This is a genomic window from Stenotrophomonas maltophilia group sp. Smal32, from assembly GCF_030237085.1.
In the GTDB taxonomy this organism is placed as follows: domain Bacteria; phylum Pseudomonadota; class Gammaproteobacteria; order Xanthomonadales; family Xanthomonadaceae; genus Stenotrophomonas; species Stenotrophomonas maltophilia_Q.
The window spans coordinates 1-17,714 of the sequence record NZ_JASJSI010000089.1 but is presented as its reverse complement, the minus strand read 5'-3'; the positions used below and the strand labels follow the sequence as shown (position 1 = coordinate 17,714).

Genomic DNA, 17,714 nt, shown 5'->3' with positions numbered 1-17,714 from the left:
GGCGCCTACAACCAGCTGTTGTTCGATGGCATCCCGCTGCTGTCCACGCTGGGCAGCGTCTATGGCCTGGAACAGATTCCGGCCGGGTTCGTGGACCGCATTGAAGTGGTCAAAGGCGGGGGCTCGGCGCTGTACGGCCCGGGTGCGGTGGCCGGTGTAATCAACCTGATCCCGCCCCTGCCGGCGCGCAGCGGCGGCCATGTGCAGGCCGGTGCGGACGTGCTGAAGGGCACGCCGCAGAAGAACGCCGATGTGCGCCTGGACCTGGTGGCGAAGGACGCCGACGCCGGACTTTCAGTGATTGCCCAGCGCAACTGGAACAGTGGCATCGACTACAACGGCGACGGCTACACCGAAATCACCCGCAAGAACCTCAAGGTCGGCGGGCTGCAGGCCTGGTATGCGCCCAATCCCGGCACGCGGCTGCGCCTGGACCTGCAGGTGACCGATGAAACCCGCCGTGGTGGCAATCGTCTTGACCAGCCCGAATACCTGGCCAACATCGCCGAATCGCTGGATACGAAATACCGCCGCGGCAGCGTGTCGTGGGACCAGGAAATCAATGCCGACGTCGATTTCCGCCTGGCCTACGCCTTCGCCGATATCGACCGCGACAGTTTCTATGGCGGCCTGGGTGATGTCGTGACCGATCCTTCCGCGCCCGGCTATGACCCGACGCAGCTGGACCCGAACGTAGCCGGCAGCGCGGCCTCGCGTTCCTGGCGCCAGTACGGCCGCACGCACAACCCGCTGCACTACATCGACAGCCAGTTGAACTGGCGGTTGAGTGCGCACGCGCTGGCCTTTGGTGTGCAGTACAAGCACGAGGCGCTGCGCGACGACAACCGCACAGGTGACGGGCAGCGCTTGGCGGTGCTGGAAGATGCAGCCTTCCACAACCTGGGCGCCTTCATCCAGGACGAATGGAGCCTGCGTGACAACGTCGACCTGGTGTTGGGCGCACGCGTGGACAAGAGCTCGGAGCTGGACAACGCGGTGTTCTCGCCGCGCATCGCGCTGGCCTGGCAGGCCACGCCGAACCTGAAATGGCGGGCCGGCGTCGCCACCGGCTTCCGTGCCCCGGAGATCTTCGTCGAGGATGTGCATGTCGATACGCTGGGTGGCGAACAGGTGCGCGTGCGCAACACCGACGGTCTCAAGGAAGAGCGCGCGTTGACCACCCTGTTCGGCTTCGACTGGCGATCGGACCCGGCCAATCCGGTGTGGAGCTGGGATGCCACCGCCTCCTATGCACGCATCCGCGACACCTTCGCACTGGGCGAGATCCAGCGCGGCGACGATGGCCAACTGAGCCAGCTGCGCTACAACGCTTCCGGCTCCTACGTGCTGGGTGCGGAAACCAACCTCGGCTGGCAGCCGTCGCCGCAGTGGCGCCTCACCGCGGGTGCCTCGTGGTACCGCTCGCGCTTCCGCGAACCGCAGCGCATCTTCGACGACACCGGCGACGGTGGCGACACCATGATCGAAAGCCGCGATTACCTGAAGACACCGCGCTGGACCGGCCTGGCACAGCTCAGCTGGATGCCGGCCGAACCGTGGGAGACCTTCGTCGCGCTGCGTCATACCGGGCCGATGTCGGTGCTGAACAACCGGCTGGGCGAGCTGCACCGCACGCGTTCGTTCCTGGTCACTGATCTGGGGGCACGCTGGCACCGCCACCTCGGTGCGCAGGCGCAGCAGGAAGTATCGGTGGCCGCAGGCGTCAAGAATGTGTTCGACCAGCGCCAGAAGGATCTCGAAGTGGGTGCGCTGCGTGACAGCGACTATGTCTACGGGCCGCGTTTCGCGCGCTCGTGGTACGTCAACCTGCGCTATGCATTCTGAGCTGCTGCGGGCGTTGTCGCTGGCCGGCGCCCTGCTGCTGGGCGCACCGGCAATGGCCACGGACCTGCATCCGCAGGTCTCGGCCTCGTTGATGCGTCCGAAACAACGCACGCTGCGACCGATGCAATGGACGCCACCGCCGAAACTGGTGGCGCTGTACTTCGGTGCTGACTGGTGTGCGCCGTGCCATGCCTTCGTACCCACACTGCGCAGCGTACGCGACGCGTTGCGCGAGGCCGGTGCCGATACCGAAGTGGTGTACGTCAGCCTGGATGAGAGCGAGAGCACGCTGCGCCGCTACATGCAGTCGCAGGGCATGCCGTGGCCGGTGCTGGACCCGCGCCGCGCCGCGCGCATGCCGGCGCTGCAGGCCTTGGCTGGGCTGGCACCGCCGAATCTGGTGCTGATCGATGCCGATGGCAAGGTGCTGGCCAACGGCTGGCAGGGCCGGCGTTACGAAGGCCTGCAGCCGGTGTTGAAGGAATGGACGAAACAGGCGTGTGCGCAGCGGCAGGCGCGATGCCCGCCCGGATTTTAGATCCACGCCATGCGTGGATGCCCCTGCCATCACGCGAATGGCAGCCGAGCATGGTTCGGCTCTACAGGAAACGTGGCTCAACCACCCTCGGCCTTGCGCACGAACGCCTCGAACAGCGCCAGCGTCTGCTCGCTCACATGGTGCTCGATGCCCTCGGCATCGCGCCGTGCGGTATCCGGGTCCACGCCCAGTGCCAGCAGGAAACGCTCCACGGTCTGGTGCCGCTGGCGGCTGGCATGCGCCAGCGCCTCGCCTTCCGGGGTCAGGAACACGCCGCGGTACGGCCGCTGCACCACCCAGCCATCACGAGCCAACCGCCGCAGCATCTTCGCCACGGTGGGCTGGGCCACGCCCAGGCGGGTGGCGATATCGACCTGGCGGGCCTCGCCACCGTCGGCCAGCAGGTCCGAGATCAGCTCGACATAGTCCTCCACCAGCTCCATCCGGTGCGCCTCGCGCACTTGGCGGAAGCTCTCGACCTGGCGCTCGGCCTCGATCAAGGGGGTGCTTTTCAGCGATGTCGAATCGTCGGTCTTGCCCACGCCTGCGCCTGTTCTTCCGGTCTACTCCGGGTTTGAAACTGAATTCTGGACCAGTAACGCGATAAAGACGATTGTTTCACATTGCTAATGACTATAGCAGGAGCTATATTCGGACCCATGAACACCCTGGCGCCCCGCGACCCTTCGGCCCCCACCCCGGCCAGCCTGGGCGCGCTCAATGCCTCGGTGGCGGTACCCGACAAGGGGCAGTGGTGGTTCCGCCTGCTGGCCTTCCTCGGCCCGGGCTACATGATTTCGGTCGGCTACATGGACCCGGGCAACTGGGCCACCGATCTGGCCGGCGGCTCGCGCTTCGGCTACCTGCTGCTGTCTGTCATCCTCATTTCCAACCTGATGGCGGTGATCCTGCAGGCGCTGTCGGCGCGGCTGGGCATCGCCACCGGCATGGACCTGGCGCAGGCCTGCCGCGCGCGTTACCCCAAGCCGGTGAACCTGGCACTGTGGGCGCTGTGCGAGGCGGCCATCATCGCCTGCGACCTGGCCGAGGTGATCGGCACTGCGATCGCGCTGAAGCTGCTGTTCGACCTGCCCCTGCTCTGGGGCGCAGTGATCACCGCGCTGGACACGCTTCTGGTACTGCTGTTGATGAACCGCGGCTTCCGCGCACTGGAAGCGTTCGTAATCGCGCTGCTGATGGTGATCTTCGGCTGCTTCATGGTGCAGATCGCATTGGCCGCACCACCGGTGATGGCGGTGCTGGGCGGGTTCATTCCGCGCGCCCAGGTGGTGACCGATCCGCACGCGCTGTACATCGCCATCGGCATCATCGGCGCCACGGTGATGCCGCATAACCTGTACCTGCATTCGTCCATCGTGCAGACCCGCGCCTACCCGCGCACCGATGAGGGCCGTCGCAGCGCGCTGCGCTGGGCGGTGACCGACAGCACCCTCGCGCTGACCCTGGCACTGTTCATCAACGCCAGCATCCTGATCCTGGCGGCGGCGGTGTTCCATGCCAATGGCCGCTTCGATGTGGAAGACATCGAGCAGGCGCACCAGCTGCTGGCGCCTATGCTGGGGGTGGGCGCGGCGGCGACGTTGTTCGCGGTGGCGCTGCTGGCGTCGGGCCTGAATTCAACGGTGACCGCTACGCTGGCCGGGCAGATCGTGATGGAAGGCTTCCTGCACCTGCGCCTGCCGCCGTGGCTGCGGCGGCTGATCACGCGGGCGCTGGCGATCATTCCGGTGGTGGTGGTGATCATGCTGTTCGGCGACCAGGGCGCGGTGAAGCTGCTGGTGCTGAGCCAGGTGGTGCTGTCGATGCAGCTGCCGTTTGCGATCATCCCGCTGGTGCGGATCGTGACCGACAAGGTGACGATGGGTGCGCTGGTGGCGCCGCGCTGGCTGGGTGCGATTGCCTGGGTGATCGCGCTGGTGATCGTGGTGCTGAACGTGAAGCTGCTGGTGGATACCTTCAGCGGCGGGTGACGCCAAATGGACGGCCCCTGCCCCGGTAGATCCACGCCATGCGTGGATGCGTTTGTAGAGTCGAGCCATGCTCGACTCATCGCGCACCGCGCGAACAGCAGCCGAGCATGGCTCGGCTCTACAGAGATCAGGATCCCGCGAAAGGCTGCCGGGCATGGCCCGGCGCTACCGATGCAACCACCCGGGCCTCACAGATACAACGCGATCGCGGCCTCGATCTGCTGCGGTGACTGGAAACCGGCCAGGCGCGTGCGTTCGTCGCCGTCACGGAACAACGCCAGCGTAGGCGTCTGCCGCAGGCCCAGCTGCCTGAAGAACGCCTCGCCCAGCACCTCCAGCTGCACGCGCAGCAGGGTGGTTCCCTGCCCCGCACTGCTGGCAGCTACCCGGTGCAGGGACATTTCCAGCATCCGGCAGCCGGGGCACTGGTCCTTGTGGAAATCCACCAGCACCCGCGGGTGCTCGGCCAGCAGCTGCTGGAACTGCTCAGGCGTGGTGGCGTCGATGATCTGCATCGGTGTTGCTCCAGTAGTGGGCCAGGACCGCATCGGTCCAGGCACTGATGGCCTCGGCGTGGCGAACGCCATGCGGCATCTGTTCGATCTCCAGCGGCGGGTAGTCGCTGCGGAAATAGTGGATCAGCCGGTGCACGGCACCGCAGTAGTATTCCTGCCCCCACTGCGTTTCGCCGGTGCCGAACACCGCCAGCTGCCGTGGCCGCTCGCCGCGCTCGACAATACCGGCCACCCACGCCTTCATCTCCGCTGGCGTACGCCCGGCGTTGTCGGTCCAGCAGCCCAGCAGCACCAGGTCGGCCTCATCGGCCGCCAGCGGCGGTGCCTGGCGCAGGTCGTCGGCCTCCTGCCAGTGCACCGTATGGCCGGCAGCGCGGCAGCGTTTGGCAATCAGCCGGCCGAGTTCGCGGGTGTTGCCGCTCAACGAGGCAACCACCACCAGGATGCTCAGCGCGGCGCTGGGCTCAGAGGTCGTCGAACCCGTTGTCGACGTTGGTCTTCTTGTAGCTTGCATTGCGCATCTCGAAGAAGTCGGTCTTGGTCTCGGTGAAGTTGTCGGCGTAGGCCTTGATCCAGGGCATCACGTTGTCGGTGGTGTCGCTATACAGGCGCTCGATGCCCAGCATGCCGGCCATCTTGTTGGCCCGGTACTTCACGTAGCGCGTCATCTCCTCGACATCGATGCCGTCGATGCCGTCCAGTACTTCCGAGGACCACTGCGTCTCCAGTTCGATCGCATGCTCGAACGCCTGGTGCACGTACGCGGTCAGTTCATTGGTCTGCAGCTCCGGGTTCTCGCCGATGATGGCGCGGATCAGCTCGCTGATGAACTTGGTGTGGGCCAGCTCGTCACGGTTGATGAAGCTGATGATCTTGCCGGTGCCGGTCATGCGGTTCTGCCGCACCATGTTGTAGAAGTAGGCAAACCCGGAATAGAAGTTGATGCCCTCCAGGATCGACGACTGGATCAGCGACTTCAGCAGGGTCTCGGCGGTCTTTTCGCGCATGAAATCGTCATACGCCCCCATGATCGGCGCGTTGCGCTTGATGATGGTCGGGTGCGTGCGGGCGATCTCGAAGATGCGGTTCTGGTTCGGCAGGTCGGTGATCGAGGCCAGCACGTAGCTGTAGCTCTCGTTGTGGATCACCTCCTGCTGGCCGATGATCGCCGCGTTGGCATGCGCCGCCGGGTCGGTGATGTACTCGGCCACGTTGTAGATGAAGCGCGTCTGTGGCGAATCCAGCGTGGCCAGCAGGCCGATGATCGAGTCGTAAGCGTTCTTCTCGCGCCCGGACAGCTCGCCGTACTGGCGCGCATCCAGCTTCATGTCCACCTCGTCGGGAATCCAGAAGTTGGTCGACAACTCCTTGTAGGCCCGATAGAACGAGGGGTACGGAATGTCGTTCCAGTTCAGGATGCCGCTGGTGCGGCCATTGATGATGCCGGTGCTGCGGTTCGGGTGGCGCGGTTCGAGGATCTTGATGCGGTCGAGCGGGGTTGCCATGGTCGTTTGCCTTCGCATTACGTGCATTGCGGATGTAGAGCCGAGCCCATCCTCGGCTGCTCTTCGCGTCTGAGCCGAGCGTGGGCTCGGCTCTACAGGGCGGCCGCGATCAGCTGGCGCACCACTCGCATTCGCTGATGTCGATGTCGTTGGAGCGCACGTAGTAGGTGGTCTTCAGACCCTCACGCCATGCCGTCAGATGCAGCTCCAACAACGTGCTGGCGCGAATGGTGCTGGGCACGTACAGGTTGAAGCTGATCGACTGGTCGACATGGCGCTGGCGGCGCGCGTTCTGGCGCACGCTGGCGAACTGGTCGACCTTGTAGGCGCCCTTCTCGTAGTACGGCCAGGTTTCCAGCGACAGGCCCGGTGCGGCCACCGGCCGCCGGAAGTCCTTCTTTTCCTCGTAGTAGAACGCGCTGTAGATCGGGTCGATCGAAGCCGTGGAACCCGCAATCTGCGCGGTGCTCATGTTCGGCGCCACCGCCAGCAGCCAGCCATTGCGCAGGCCGTGTGTAGCCACCTCGCGGGCGAGGCCGTCCCAGGCGGCACCGCTATAGTCGCGGTCACGGAAATAGCGGCCGTTGTGCCAGTCGCTGCCGGCGAACATCGGGTAGCTGCCCTTTTCTTTGGCCAGCTGTGCGCTGGCCTGGATGGTCAGGAAGTTGATGCGCTCGTACAGGCGGTCGGCCAACGCCTCGGCGTCCGGCGATTCCCACTGGATCGCCTGCTGCGCCAGCAGGTGGTGCCAGCCGAACGTGCCCAGGCCGATGGCGCGGTACTTGCGGTTGGTGATCGTGGCCTGCGGCACCGGCAGCGCGTTGAGGTCGATCACGTTGTCGAGCATGCGCACCTGGATCGGGATCAGCCGCTCCAGCACATCGGAGGCCAGCAGGTCATCCGGCGCACTGATCGCACGACCGAGATTGATCGAGGACAGGTTGCAGACCACGAAGTCACCGGCACGCCGGGTGGTGACGATCTGATCGCCGCTGACGATCTCCTGGATCATCCGCGTCGGGCTCATGTTCTGCAGGATCTCGGTGCACAGGTTGCTGGAATAGATCATGCCCGCGTGCTTGTTCGGATTCCTGCGATTGACCTCGTCGCGGAAGAACAAGAACGGATTGCCGGTCTCCAGCTGGCTGAGCATGATCCGCTTGAACAGATCGATGGCCTTCACCGTTCGGCGGCTGATGCGCTCGTCGGCCACCAGTTCGACGTAGCGGTCGCGGAAGCTGCCAGAGCCACGCTTCTCGTCGTAGAAGTCCTGCAGGTACCAGCCCTTGGCGCTCTTTACTTCGTGCGGGTCGAACAGGTACCAGTCGGCGCGGCGCTCCACCGCCTCCATGAACAGGTCCGGCACGCACACCGAGGTGAACACATCATGCGCGCGCAGGCGCTGGTCGCCATTGTTCAGGCGCAGATCGAGGAAGGCCTCGATATCGCGGTGCCAGATATCCAGGTACACCGCCACTGCGCCCTTGCGCTGGCCGAGCTGGTCCACCGATACGGCGGTGTTGTTGAGCTGCTTGATCCACGGCACCACGCCACCGGAGGAATTGGGCACGCCACGGATCGGCGCACCGCTGCTGCGCACGTATCCCATGTAGGCCCCCACGCCGCCGCCATGCTTGGAAACACGGGCGATATCGGTGTTGGAGTCATAGATGCCCTGCAGGCTGTCATCCACCGTGTCGATGAAGCAGCTGGACAGCTGGCCGCCCACCTTGCCGGCGTTGGCCAGGGTCGGCGTGGCCACCGTCATGTACAGGTTGGACAGCGCCCAGTACGCCTCGCCGACCAGCTGCATGCGGCGTACGCGGCCGCTCTCACCAGCCCCGCCCTCTTCCTGCATCAGGTACAGCGCAATGGTCAGCCAGCGCTCCTGCGGCAATTCGTAGACCTCACGGCTGCGATCGCTGGCCAGGTAGCGCGTGGCCAGCAGGTACAGGCCGTTGTAGGCGAACAGGCGGTCGCGCTCCGGGTCGATCATCTCGCCGGCCTGCTGCAGTTCTTCCTTGGAATAGCAGCGCAGGATGTCGTTGCTGTAGATGCCGCGGTCAGCCAGGCTCTCCTGCAGGCCCACGTAGGAGCCGTACTTCAGGCTGACATCGTAGAAGCGGTTGCGGCTGGCGCGCTTGTACAGTCGCCGCAGGTAGATGCGCGCGGCAAACTGTTCCCACTCCGGCGCGACCAGGTCCACGCGCGACTCGGCCTCGCGGATCAGCAGGTCGACCAGGTCATCAGCACTGAGGCTGGGCTTGCGCTCGACCATCGCCTGCACCACGCGGCGGTAGTCGCTCACATCCAGCTGCGGGAACTCGGCGTGCACGGTATCGATGCTGCGTTGCAGGCGCTCGGCGTCGAACGGCAGGCGGCGGTTGCCGGCCTCCTTGGTGATCCAGGTCGGCACACGCTCGCCACCGGCGCGCAAGGCGTCGCCGGCGCCGGCCAGATCGGCCACGCGGAAGGTACTGTCGGTCATGGTGGTGGAACTCCAGGCTCGCACGCGCGTTGGCGGTCGATGCCGTGGCGGCCCTGCACGCGATACCGGCGCACGGGGCGGTCGGGGTGGGATGCCATAGCGCGGGAACACCAAGTCGTCGGCAATGGCCTGCGCCTGCGGCCGGTATCCGGGCCGTGGGGGCGATCTGGGTCCGCGCGATAGCGGCCGCGTCGACACGGCAAGCCTTCAGGGGCGGGCCGCGGGACGTTTGCTGCATGTCCGGCGGCGGCGGCTGACCGGGAGTGACGGCCACAACATAGTGGGGATATCCCGAGCCGTCAACACAATATGCGGTAATCAACACATGTCGCGACGATCAGTCGCAGGATGCCGTGTTGCAGCGGCGACGCCTTGTCGACATCCCCTGCGTCCCCAGTTCGGTACAACATCAACTTTCACCGGAACACCGCCCATGCGCGCCGCCCAGTACTCCTCCTTCGGCAACCCGGCCGACGTCCTCGCCATTGCCAATGCCGCCCTGCCCGAGCCCGGCCCCGGCGAGGTGCGTATCCGCACCGTGCTGGCCTCGATCCACAACCACGACCTGCTGACCGTGCGTGGCCTGTATGGCTACAAGCCGACGCTGCCGGCGATCGGTGGCAGTGAAGCACTGGGCGTGGTCGATGCACTCGGCGATGGCGTCGACGGCCTGCAGATCGGCCAGCGGGTTGCCGCCGCCTCGGTAGACGGCACCTGGGCCGAGGCGTTCATTGCACCGGCACGCATGGTGATTCCGATGCCGGAGGCGATCCCCGACGAAATGGCCGCGCAGCTGATCGCGATGCCGCTGAGTGCGCTGATGCTGCTGGAATTCCTGCATGTCGAAGCGGGGCAATGGGTCGTGCAGAACACCGCCAACGGCGCGGTCGGCAAGTCGCTGGCGATGTTGGCAAAGGCGCGTGGCGTGCATGTGGCCAACCTGGTGCGCAACGCCGCCGCCGTGGTGCAGTTGCAGGCGCTCGGCATCGATCATGTATTCGACACCTCGGTAGAAGGCTGGAAGGATCGCGTTCGTGAAGCCACCGGCGAAACGCAGGCCGCAGCCGCGGTGGATTCCATCGGCGGCGACGCCAGCGGTGACCTGGTCGACCTGCTCGGGCACCACGGCACGCTGGTGTCGTTCGGTGTGATGAGCGGCGAACCCATGCGCATTCCCGCTGGCGGCCTGATCTACAAGGAAGCCACGGTGAAGGGCTTCTGGGGCAGCAAGGTCAGTCAGGCGATGGCGGTGGAGGACAAGCGCCGGCTGGTTGGCGAACTGCTAAAGCGTGCGGCGCAGGGTGAATTGACCCTGCCGGTGGAGCAGATCTTCGCGCTGGACGATATCGCCCAGGCAGCGAAGGCCGGTGCTGGGTCGGGACGCAATGGCAAGGTGCTGCTGCGGCCGTGATCGTCTGACATTGCGTTCTGTAGAGCCGAGCCATGCTCGGCTGCTTTCCGGCCAGTGTGTGGAGCCGAGCGTAGGCTCGGCTCTACAGGGGCGTGCGGACCAACGGTCCGCACCCACCGAGCTGGTTCGTTAAGAACCTGTGATGTATAACTGAATGCGCTTTCGTCATTGGAAGGTGCATGTACCTGCATGCGGTACTGACGGCTCCTCCCCCGTTCGGCGTTGTCGCTTCCATGTACCGCACCACCCTGAACCTACTTGCCGGCGCCATCGCGCTGGGCCTTACCGCCGGCGCTGCCGGCGCCGCTGAAACCGCCGACACCGGCAAGGACAGCACCACCCTCGGCACCGTGCTGGTGACCGGCTCCAACATCAAGCGCAGCGATACCGCCGGGCCGAACCCGGTGCAGATCGTCAGCCGCGAACAGATCGAGCAGACCGGCCGCTCCACCCTTACCGACGTGCTGCGCAACCTGTCGGCCAATGCCGGCAACAGCTTCGACGAGCAGTACACCGGCAGCTTCGCCGCCGGCTCGGCCTCGATCGGCCTGCGTGGCCTGTCGCCGAAGAACACACTGGTGCTGGTCAACGGCTACCGCGTGTCCAACTTCGGCTTCGCGCTCAATACCCAGGATACCTTCGTCGACCTCAACGCGCTGCCGATCAGCGCGGTGGAACGCATCGAAGTGCTGAAGGACGGCGCCTCGGCGGTGTATGGCTCCGACGCCATCGCCGGTGTCATCAACATCATCCTGCGCAGGAACTTCCAGGGCGTGGAAGTGGGCGGCGGCTTCGGTACCGCCACCCAGGGCGGCCTGGACGAACGCAAGGCCAACCTGCTGGCCGGCTTCGGCGACCTGGAACAGCAGGGCTGGAACGTGCTGTTCGGGCTGGACCTGCTCAAGCGCGACCGCCTCGACGCCGATCAGCGCGCCTACACCCGCAGCGGCGATTTCCGAGACAAGCCCGGCGGCCGCCTGGCCGGCTGGTCCACCGCCGGTGGCAACTGGCTGTCCAACCCGCGCGCGCCGCAACCGTTCGGCAACTGCCCTGATGGCAGCCAGCTGCGCCCGTACAGCGACTTCGGCAGCACCCTGCCCGGCCAGGCCTGCGCCTTCAACGCGCAGCCATTCAAGACCCTGCAACCCGGCGCCGAGCGCCTGCAGGCGTCGTTGAGCGCGACTTACCGCTTCAATGACAGCGTCGAGGCCTTCGCCGATGTGCTGTACAGCCACAACAAGGCCGACCAGATCTTCAGCGCGCCGCTGACCGTCGGCCCGGGCCTGCGTGCCTACAACCCGGCCACCGGCACGCTCATCGACGTGCCGGCAGTGCTGCCGGTCGGCCACCCCAACAATCCGGGCAGCACGCCGCTGCCGTTCGAGTACACCTTCTTCGACCTCGGCCCGCGCCTGAAGGACAACACTCAGGTGTTCTACCGTGCCCTGGCCGGCGTGCGCGGCAGTGGCGAGCGCTGGGACTGGGAAGTGGCGGCGCTGACCTCGCAGAGCGCGCAGCGCGAATACGTCGACAACTTCGTCAACCGCTATGCGTTCGAGCAGATCCTGCGCGACGGCAGCTACAACTTCCTCAACCCGTCCAGCACGCCGGGCGCGCTGGATGCCCTGCGCCTGCAGACCAAGCGCCCGGGCTGGTACAAACTGCACGCGTTGAACGTGAAGGCCTCGACCTCGCTGTGGGAGCTGCCGGCCGGTTCAGTCGGCTTCGCCTGGGGCGCGGAGTTCCGCAAAGAATCATTGGATGCGCGCACCAGCGCCCAGGTGCTGTCGGGCACCGAACTGCGCCCGGCGATCAACGTGGTCAACGGCGAGCGCCAGGTCAGTGCTGCCTACGCCGAGCTGAGCGTGCCGCTGCACCGCACGCTGGAACTGCAGGTGGCCGGCCGTGGCGACCACTACGACGACTTCGGCAAGGCGTTCTCGCCGAAGGTGGCGCTGCGCTGGCAGCCGTTGGACAGCCTGCTGCTGCGTGGTTCGTTCTCGCGCGGGTTCCGCGCACCTTCGTTGCCGGAGATCGCGCCCGGCCAGACCGTCAGCTATGGCTCGGTGATCGATCCGCTGGATCCGCTGCAGCCCGGCGGCAGCCGTGGCGTAACCAACATCCGCACCGGCAACCCGGACCTGAAGGCCGAGCGCTCGCGCAACTTCAATGTGGGGGCGGTGTGGTCGCCGGATGGCGATACCAGCATCGGCCTGGACTGGTACCGCATCGTGCAGGACAACCTGGTCAAGCCTGACAGTGCGCAGTTCATCGTCGACAACCCGACGCTGTTCCCCGGTCGTGTACAACGTGATGCGCAGGGGCGCATCCAGTTCATCACCAACCAGTACGCCAACCAGGGGGAACTGACCACTTCGGGGCTGGACCTGGACGCCAACCACACCTTCCGCACCGAGGGCTGGGGCAACTTCACCGTGGCCGGCAGCTGGACCCACCTGCTCAGCTTCAAGCAGCCGCTGGTGGCCGGGCAGGCACCGTATGACGGCGCCGGCAATAACCGTCACGGTGCGCTACCCCGTACCCGCGGCACCACATCGCTGAACTGGGCGGTCGGTGACTGGAGCAGCACGCTGAGCCTGCAGTACGTGAGCGGCTACGACCAGCGCGTGGCGACCGCGACCAGCAATCCGGGCCTGCGCGACCGCGTCAAGCCCTATCACCAGCTGGACCTGTACGTGGCGTACGAAGGGATTCCCAACACCACGCTGTCGCTGTCGGTGCTGAACCTGACCGACAGGGACCCGCCGTTCGATCCGGCTGGCGGTTCCAACGGCTTCGACATCAGCCAGTACAACCTGCGCGGGCAGTTCGTCTCGCTGGGAGCGCGTTACCGGTTCTGATTGCCACTGTAGAGGCCAGCCATGCTCCGCTGCTCTTCGGCACCGCGCAGCCGAGCATGGGCTCGGCTCTACAGGTCGGTGCGGACCCACGGTCCGCACCGACCGCATCACCGGCTCAGGTGCAGGAACTGCAGGTGTCGTTCGTACTGGCTGATGATGTCGTTGATGATCTGCTTGCGGCTGTAGCCGACCAGGTCGTAATCCTGGCTGCCTTCGAACAGGTGCACCTCGGCGCGGTAGTAGCGCTGGTTGCGCAGCTGCTGCGCGGCGAACGACGGCGTCAGGTAGCCACTCAGGATCACCCGGTACAGGAAGTCCTGCTGCTCGCCGTGGTTCACCGTCAACTCCATGTCGCCGGCCTCAAAGCGCGTGGCCACGTCCCAGCCCTGCCCGCGCAGCTGCTCGGCCACCGCCTCCATCGCCGGCTTCACCGTGTCATCCATGAAACGGTAGACCTGGTCGCGCACCGGGAAGTGCATGGCCTGGCTCAGGCGCTGGCGCCAGCCCTGGTGGTGGCGATCGTCTCCGATCAGCGGTGACGGCCGGTACTGCAGCGCGCGCTTGCGATGCGACTCGTCACTGAAGGCGCGGGTCAGCCCCCACATCATCAACAACAGGATCGCCGAGAACGGCAACGACGCCAGTACCACCGCCGATTTCAGTGCGTCGATGCTGCCGGCCAGCAGCAGGCCCGCCGTCAGCACCGCGATCACGGTGCCCCAGAACACCCGCAGCCAACGTGGGCCGTCGTCCTCGGGTGCGCCGCCATGCGACGACAACGTGGACAACACCACCGCGCCCGAGTCGGCCGAGGTCACGAAGAAGATGAAGCTGACCAGCACCGTCACCGCGATCACCGTGCGACTCCACGGGTAGCCATCCAACAACGCGTAGAGCACCGTCGGTGGATCATCAACCGCCAGCTGTGCCAACTGCTGCTGGCCGTGGTGCAGCACCTGGTCCAGCGCGCTGTTGCCGAAGATCGACAGCCAGGCCAGGGTGAAGCCCAGCGGGATCAGCAGCACGCCGAACACGAATTCGCGGATGGTGCGGCCCCGTGAGATGCGTGCGATGAACAAGCCCACGAACGGTGCCCAGCCGATCCACCATGCCCAGTAGAACACCGTCCAGCCGCCCAGCCATTCGGGGCGGCCGCCGTAGGCATACACATCGAAACTCTTGCCGACCACGCTGCCCAGGTAGTCGCCCAGGTTCTGCATCAAGGTGCTGAACAGGTACTGCGTCGGCCCGGCGAACAGCATGAACAGCACCAGCGCGATCGCCAGCAGCATGTTGATGTTGGCCATCCAGCGCACGCCCTTCTCCACGCCGGAGACGGCCACGGCCACCGCCGCGCCCATCATCGCCACCACCAGGATGATCTGCACCAGGTTGGAATGCGGGATGTTGAACAGGTGCGCCAGCCCGGCATTGAGGTGCAGCACCCCGAAGCCCATGTCGGCGCCGATGCCGAACACGGTGGCGACGATGCCCAGCGCATCCACGGTGTAGCCGATCGGGCCGTTGATGCGCTTGCCGATCAGCGGGTACAGCGCCGAGCGCAGCGCCAGTGGCAGGTTGTGGCGATAGGCGAAATAGGCCATCGCCATCGCTGCCAGTGCGAACACGCCCCAGCCGTGCAGGCCCCAATGCAGGAACAACAGCTGCATGGCCTGCCGTGCACCGGCCTCGCCCGCAGCCGGATCGCCCTGCGGCGGCTGCAGGTAGTGGGTCAGCGGTTCGGAGACGCAGAAGAAGAACAGGGTGATGCTGATGCCGGCCGCGAACAGCATGCCGGCCCACGAGAGGTAGCTGAACTCCGGCTCGTCATGGTCAGCACCCAGCTTGATGCCGCCGTACTTGGACAGCGCCACTCCGACCACGAACACCAGGTAGAGGGTCATCGCCAGCAGGTAGTACCAGCCGACATTCAGTGCGGCCCAGTCCTGCGCCTTCAGCAGAAGGCGGCCCGCACCGAGTGGAAACAGGCTGACGAACAGCGCGAACGCCACGACAACGATCGCCGCGAAGGCGAACACAGGCCGAAGGGTGCGCACCGGGGATTGTTGCGGCTCCAGTACATCCATGGGGCGGCGTTCTCCGGTAGATCAGGGAATTAGCCGACCGATTCTGGCTGAACCGCAGTGGACAGAGCATGAAGTTGCGGCCTGCGGTCGCAGGCCCGTCCGCTCATTCCGTGGTATCACGCGCGCGCGGCCCGCGCACCCTTGGCTTGCGCAGGCCGCGCGCACCGCCTGCGGCGCGGCCACGCGCATCCTGTCCGATCACGACATTACATGCACCGCACACAGCTTGTTGCCACCCGGGTCACGCAGATAGGCCAGGAACACCTGCCGACCGGACATGTTGCGGATGCCGGGCGGATCTTCGATGGCGGTACCACCGTGAGCCACTCCAGCTTCCTGCCAGGCACGCACGGCCTCTGCACTGCCCAGACTGAAACCGATGGTGCCACCGTTGGCATGGCACGCTGGCTGCCCATCGATCGGCGCGGTTACACCGAACATCCGCCCATCCTTGAAGTACAGCAGCCGTCCCTTCTCGTCGAATACGCCCGCACGCGCGTCCATCGCAGCGAACAGGGCGTCGTAGAAGCGACGTGCGGCATCCATGTCGTTCGTTCCTACGGTGATGTGGCTGAACATGCGGGCACTCCATGTGGAAAACCGCAGTGTCGATGAGCACGGGCGACTTCGCAAATCGCTGCATCATCGCCGCCCCGCTCGCGACCGGGCATGCTGCTACTTGGCGGTGCTGAGGAGCAGTACCGCCGCCGTGACCAGGGCGATGCCAACCCAGCCGATCGGGCGCAGGCGGTTGCCGAACAGCAGGCGGCCGCAGGTGGCGGTACCGATCACGCCGATTGCACCCCACATCGCATAGGCGGTGGCCAGGTCCATGTAGCGCACCGCCTGGCCCAGCAGTGCGAAGGCGACCCAGACCATGACGATCGCGCCGACACCCCAGCGCCAGCGGCGGAAGCCTTCCGACCTGGCCACCATCATGTTGGCGGCGACGTCGATCAAGGCCGAACAGATCACGAAAAACAGGGCCAGGGTATTCATCAGTGCGCCTCCCCGAGGGTGACACAGACGATGCCGACCACCGCCAGCACCAGACCGGCCAGCTGCTGAAGCGACAGGCTCTCGCCGAACACGGTGAGGCCGACCACGGTCAGCAGAGTCAGGCCCAGGCCTTCCCACACCGCGTAGGCGACACCGACCGCGATGCGGCGCACCGACAGCGCCAGGAAGTAGTAGGACAGCGCCAGCGCGCCGGCCATGATCAGGTAGCCGGTCCAGCCACCGTCGCGGGCGGCATGGGCCATGAACGAGGTGCCGACCACTTCGGCAACGATCGCCACGGTCAGGCAGGCCCAGGCGACCAGCGCGCCACGGGCGGGAACAGTACGGGACATGTGAAACTCCTTGCGGGACGGGGACAGCGCCCCGCCCTCATTGGACCCACGCCATGCGTGGATGATCCGGAACACCCCGCAGACAGGGGCGACGGCGGCCAGTATCATCGCCTTTTACGGTCGATTCAAAATGGATTCCATCGACAGGAGCGATGGATCAATGCCCTACTCCCCTGAATCCCTGCAGGCGTTCGTCGAAGCGGCCGCACTGGGCTCGTTCTCGGCAGCCGCGCGCCGCCTGCGCAAGACCCAATCGACGGTCAGCACCGCCATCGCCCACCTGGAGGCCGACCTGGGCGTGAGCCTGTTTGATCGCAGCGGGCGCTACCCGCAGCTGACCGAGGCCGGGCGCCAGGTACTGGGCCACGCACAGGAGATCCTTGCCGCCGATGCGCGCCTGCAGCAGTTGAGCGTTCGCCTGGCCGCCCCGGTCGAAGCGCGGCTGACCGTGGTGTTCTCCGACGTCTACCAGCTCGATCCGGAGCAGCGCGTGTTGCAGCGCTTTGCCGAAGCGTTCCCCGAGATCGAACTGGAATGGCTGGATGCCGAAGGCGATGACGTGCTGGAACTGGTCGGCAGTGGTCGCGCCGCGCTGGGCCTGCTGCCACGCCAGGAAAGCTATCCGGACGGACTGGTGGCGCGACCGTTGGCGCACCACAGCGAACTGTCGGTGTATGTGGCGCGCGGCCATCTGCTGGCCGACGCCGGCCGGCGCGCGGCTTCCCAGCTGGCACGGCACCGGCAGGTGCGGTTGAGCGCGGAGGTCGACCACACCCGCGCGGCCACGGGCCTGGCATGGACCGCCACCGACTACCTGATGGTGATGGAGATGGCCGAGGACGGCATCGGCTGGGCCGAGCTGCCACGCGCGCTGGTACGGCGCTACGACCGCGGGCAGCTGGTGGAACTGACCCTGCCCGGCTGGCCACGGCGCATCCACAGCGATCTGTTGTGGCGTCGCGATACGCCGCCGGGGCCAGCCGCCCTGTGGTGGGCCGACGCGCTTGGATGAGGTAGTGGGGGGGGCGGGGGGGGCGGCCGCCCGGGGCGGCCCCCGCGCGCCCCCGCGGCCCCGCGCCCGCGCCCCACCCCCGGCGCCCCCCCCACGACCCCCCCCGCAA

General features: G+C 66.2%; 15 protein-coding genes. 6 read left to right on the top strand and 9 right to left on the bottom strand.

From position 1 onward, the window contains the following. Both QRO91_RS17445 and QRO91_RS17440 read left to right on the top strand, forming a co-directional pair. A partial coding sequence (locus tag QRO91_RS17445) for a TonB-dependent siderophore receptor (RefSeq protein ID WP_285310487.1) occupies positions 1-1,845 on the top strand: 1,845 nt, incomplete at its 5' end. Then, the gene (locus QRO91_RS17440) at positions 1,835-2,383 is read left to right on the top strand and encodes a thioredoxin-like domain-containing protein (RefSeq protein ID WP_197651142.1); all 549 of its coding nucleotides are present in this window, start codon (positions 1,835-1,837) and stop codon (positions 2,381-2,383) included. The genes QRO91_RS17445 and QRO91_RS17440, both read left to right, overlap by 11 nt. 77 nt (positions 2,384-2,460) lie before the next feature. Here QRO91_RS17440 and mntR read toward each other — a convergent pair whose 3' ends face one another. Continuing rightward, positions 2,461-2,925 carry a manganese-binding transcriptional regulator MntR gene (mntR, locus tag QRO91_RS17435; RefSeq protein WP_019659934.1) on the bottom strand — a complete coding sequence of 155 codons (465 nt, stop codon included), beginning with the start codon at positions 2,923-2,925 and terminating at the stop codon, positions 2,461-2,463. A 117-nt stretch (positions 2,926-3,042) separates the two neighbouring features. Between mntR and QRO91_RS17430 the strand changes: the two genes are divergently transcribed. Then, complete coding sequence (locus QRO91_RS17430) at positions 3,043-4,374, top strand: Nramp family divalent metal transporter (RefSeq protein WP_197651144.1); 1,332 nt, start codon at positions 3,043-3,045, stop codon at positions 4,372-4,374. A gap of 188 nt (positions 4,375-4,562) precedes the next feature. Here the strand turns inward: QRO91_RS17430 and QRO91_RS17425 are convergent, their stop codons facing one another. The 4 genes from QRO91_RS17425 to QRO91_RS17410 all read right to left on the bottom strand — a co-directional run bounded on the left by QRO91_RS17425 (position 4,563) and on the right by QRO91_RS17410 (position 8,882). Then, positions 4,563-4,889, bottom strand: a complete 327-nt coding sequence (locus QRO91_RS17425; protein WP_111203848.1) for a thioredoxin family protein — start codon at positions 4,887-4,889, stop codon at positions 4,563-4,565. Continuing rightward, positions 4,861-5,328: a flavodoxin gene (locus tag QRO91_RS17420; protein ID WP_080354987.1), complete on the bottom strand. Its 468-nt coding sequence runs from the start codon at positions 5,326-5,328 to the stop codon at positions 4,861-4,863. Before QRO91_RS17420 ends, QRO91_RS17425 begins: the two co-directional genes overlap by 29 nt. Positions 5,329-5,353: 25 nt before the next feature. Further along, positions 5,354-6,394 carry a ribonucleotide-diphosphate reductase subunit beta gene (locus tag QRO91_RS17415; RefSeq protein ID WP_049428423.1) on the bottom strand — a complete coding sequence of 347 codons (1,041 nt, stop codon included), beginning with the start codon at positions 6,392-6,394 and terminating at the stop codon, positions 5,354-5,356. A gap of 109 nt (positions 6,395-6,503) precedes the next feature. Further along, complete coding sequence (locus QRO91_RS17410; RefSeq protein ID WP_197651145.1) at positions 6,504-8,882, bottom strand: ribonucleoside-diphosphate reductase subunit alpha; 2,379 nt, start codon at positions 8,880-8,882, stop codon at positions 6,504-6,506. Positions 8,883-9,315: 433 nt separating this feature from the next. Between QRO91_RS17410 and QRO91_RS17405 the strand changes: the two genes are divergently transcribed. Further along, positions 9,316-10,293 (top strand): zinc-binding dehydrogenase, encoded by a 978-nt coding sequence (locus QRO91_RS17405; protein ID WP_197632248.1) that lies wholly within the window; start codon positions 9,316-9,318, stop codon positions 10,291-10,293. Between the two features lie 233 nt (positions 10,294-10,526). Then, positions 10,527-13,154 (top strand): TonB-dependent receptor, encoded by a 2,628-nt coding sequence (locus tag QRO91_RS17400; RefSeq protein ID WP_049428470.1) that lies wholly within the window; start codon positions 10,527-10,529, stop codon positions 13,152-13,154. Between the two features lie 107 nt (positions 13,155-13,261). On the opposite strand, the gene betT is transcribed toward QRO91_RS17400, so the two are convergent. From betT to QRO91_RS17380, 4 genes are all read right to left on the bottom strand, one after another. After that, positions 13,262-15,241, bottom strand: a complete 1,980-nt coding sequence (gene betT / locus QRO91_RS17395; RefSeq protein WP_049428418.1) for a choline BCCT transporter BetT — start codon at positions 15,239-15,241, stop codon at positions 13,262-13,264. A 198-nt stretch (positions 15,242-15,439) separates the two neighbouring features. Further along, positions 15,440-15,820 carry a VOC family protein gene (locus tag QRO91_RS17390; protein ID WP_049428416.1) on the bottom strand — a complete coding sequence of 127 codons (381 nt, stop codon included), beginning with the start codon at positions 15,818-15,820 and terminating at the stop codon, positions 15,440-15,442. A gap of 96 nt (positions 15,821-15,916) precedes the next feature. After that, positions 15,917-16,240: a multidrug efflux SMR transporter gene (locus QRO91_RS17385; RefSeq protein ID WP_049428414.1), complete on the bottom strand. Its 324-nt coding sequence runs from the start codon at positions 16,238-16,240 to the stop codon at positions 15,917-15,919. After that, positions 16,240-16,593, bottom strand: coding sequence for an SMR family transporter (locus QRO91_RS17380; protein WP_019659945.1), 354 nt, complete (start codon positions 16,591-16,593; stop codon positions 16,240-16,242). Before QRO91_RS17380 ends, QRO91_RS17385 begins: the two co-directional genes overlap by 1 nt. A gap of 160 nt (positions 16,594-16,753) precedes the next feature. Between QRO91_RS17380 and QRO91_RS17375 the strand changes: the two genes are divergently transcribed. After that, the gene (locus QRO91_RS17375) at positions 16,754-17,605 is read left to right on the top strand and encodes a LysR family transcriptional regulator (RefSeq protein WP_100443826.1); all 852 of its coding nucleotides are present in this window, start codon (positions 16,754-16,756) and stop codon (positions 17,603-17,605) included. Positions 17,606-17,714 lie beyond the last annotated feature (109 nt).

Bases quoted from the DNA above. Each gene is read 5' to 3' on its own strand.
- QRO91_RS17440 (WP_197651142.1), top strand. From the start codon at position 1,835: ATGCATTCTGAGCTGCTGCGGGCGTTGTCGCTGGCCGGCGCCCTGCTG.
- QRO91_RS17430 (WP_197651144.1), top strand. From the start codon at position 3,043: ATGAACACCCTGGCGCCCCGCGACCCTTCGGCCCCCACCCCGGCCAGC.
- QRO91_RS17425 (WP_111203848.1), bottom strand. From the start codon at position 4,889: ATGCAGATCATCGACGCCACCACGCCTGAGCAGTTCCAGCAGCTGCTG.
- QRO91_RS17415 (WP_049428423.1), bottom strand. From the start codon at position 6,394: ATGGCAACCCCGCTCGACCGCATCAAGATCCTCGAACCGCGCCACCCG.
- QRO91_RS17410 (WP_197651145.1), bottom strand. From the start codon at position 8,882: ATGACCGACAGTACCTTCCGCGTGGCCGATCTGGCCGGCGCCGGCGAC.
- QRO91_RS17405 (WP_197632248.1), top strand. From the start codon at position 9,316: ATGCGCGCCGCCCAGTACTCCTCCTTCGGCAACCCGGCCGACGTCCTC.
- QRO91_RS17400 (WP_049428470.1), top strand. From the start codon at position 10,527: ATGTACCGCACCACCCTGAACCTACTTGCCGGCGCCATCGCGCTGGGC.
- betT (WP_049428418.1), bottom strand. From the start codon at position 15,241: ATGGATGTACTGGAGCCGCAACAATCCCCGGTGCGCACCCTTCGGCCT.
- QRO91_RS17390 (WP_049428416.1), bottom strand. From the start codon at position 15,820: ATGTTCAGCCACATCACCGTAGGAACGAACGACATGGATGCCGCACGT.
- QRO91_RS17385 (WP_049428414.1), bottom strand. From the start codon at position 16,240: ATGAATACCCTGGCCCTGTTTTTCGTGATCTGTTCGGCCTTGATCGAC.
- QRO91_RS17380 (WP_019659945.1), bottom strand. From the start codon at position 16,593: ATGTCCCGTACTGTTCCCGCCCGTGGCGCGCTGGTCGCCTGGGCCTGC.
- QRO91_RS17375 (WP_100443826.1), top strand. From the start codon at position 16,754: ATGCCCTACTCCCCTGAATCCCTGCAGGCGTTCGTCGAAGCGGCCGCA.